The sequence below is a fragment of the Pseudoselenomonas ruminis genome, from assembly GCF_008271295.1.
GTDB classification, from domain to species: domain Bacteria; phylum Bacillota; class Negativicutes; order Selenomonadales; family Selenomonadaceae; genus Selenomonas_A; species Selenomonas_A ruminis.
Map to the genome: position 1 here is coordinate 1 of NZ_VTOY01000037.1, position 1281 is coordinate 1281.

Annotated in this window: 2 protein-coding genes; both read left to right on the plus strand. The window is 46.0% G+C overall.

Translation table 11 applies throughout. The annotated features are described in order from the left end of the window. Positions 1-523 precede the first annotated feature (523 nt). Positions 524-886, plus strand: a complete 363-nt coding sequence (locus FZ040_RS13815; RefSeq protein ID WP_149172540.1) for a type II toxin-antitoxin system RelE/ParE family toxin — start codon at positions 524-526, stop codon at positions 884-886. Next, entirely contained in the window at positions 883-1173 is a 291-nt protein-coding gene (locus tag FZ040_RS13820; RefSeq protein ID WP_149172541.1) for a helix-turn-helix domain-containing protein, read from the plus strand. Before FZ040_RS13815 ends, FZ040_RS13820 begins: the two co-directional genes overlap by 4 nt. Positions 1174-1281: the final 108 nt, after the last annotated feature.

Consider the following 1281-nt stretch of genomic DNA (forward strand, 5'->3'; position numbering starts at 1 on the left):
GCTTCGTTTATGGCACTGCCCCTAGCGGCGGCTGACTTTTGGAACGAAAAGCCTTCCCCTCTGGGGAAGGTGCCCCGTCAGGGGCGGATGAGGTAGCACCTTAAGCTATTATGCTTATCGTAATGCGTATAAAGGGACCTCATCCGAGCGCTTCGCGCCCACCTTCCCCAGAGGGGAAGGCAGTTTTGTGCCGGCTCTAACCGAGGCGGCGGGGGCCCCAGTACCATAAGCGTAGCCTTGACGTTCCGCGTGAAGAAAGAAATTTTTGCCTGCGTTCTCGTTGGAAAAGCAGTTTCGTCCAAGCGAAGCGCGTTTAACTGTTTTCCAACCCTTAATTAAAAGGCAAAAATTTCTTGTAGCGGGTTGTCACCGGTGGAGCGTTGGTACTGGGGCCCCGCCGCCGGCGACTTGCTTCGAACACGAACTCGCTAATACGAACCTACAAACTGTAGTTTTCGAATTTGAGATTATATTCTATTGACAATATGGTAAAAAGACCATATTATAAAATTGGAGGTATTATATGGGGAAGGACAATTTCAATATAATATTTTTTGAACTGGATAATGAATCCTGTCCCGTTCAGGAGTTTCTTGACTCTCTTGATGATAAGATGGCGGCTAAGTTGTACGGGATGATGGATATATTGGCCGAATATGGCAACGAACTCCGTATGCCTTATTCGGAACATTTAGAGGATGGAATTTTTGAAGTTCGGGCAAAGGTTGGCTCTAACATCACGCGGGTGCTGTATTTTTTCTATGTAGGCAAAAACATTGTGATGACCAACGGCTTTGTCAAGAAACAGCAAAAAACACCCAAAGCGCAAATCGAGCTAGCGAAGAAATATCGGAAGATATTCTTGGAAAGGAGTAACCGTCAATGATTACCTTTAGAGATTCACTCAATAAGCGTATGGAAAATGAAAGCTTTCGCAAGGCATATGAGAACATACAGCCGGAAATGGATATTATCCGAGCAATCGTTAAAGTCCGCAAGGAACAGCATATTACCCAAGCTGAATTGGCTGCCCGTACTGGCATCAATCAGGGGGATATCAGTCGTTTAGAACGTGGCACGAGAAACCCATCCTTAAACATGCTCAAAAAGCTGGCCGGTGGTCTGGGGCTGCAGCTGAAAATTGAATTTCTTCCTAAGGCACCACAAAACTAGAGGAGAAAAGTATATATTGCTGAATGCTCAGTAGGCGGCTGACGGGGCAAAGGTCAGTCGTCTGTTTTTATGGGCAAAAATCCCCATAGATTGGAAGTATATCCAGTC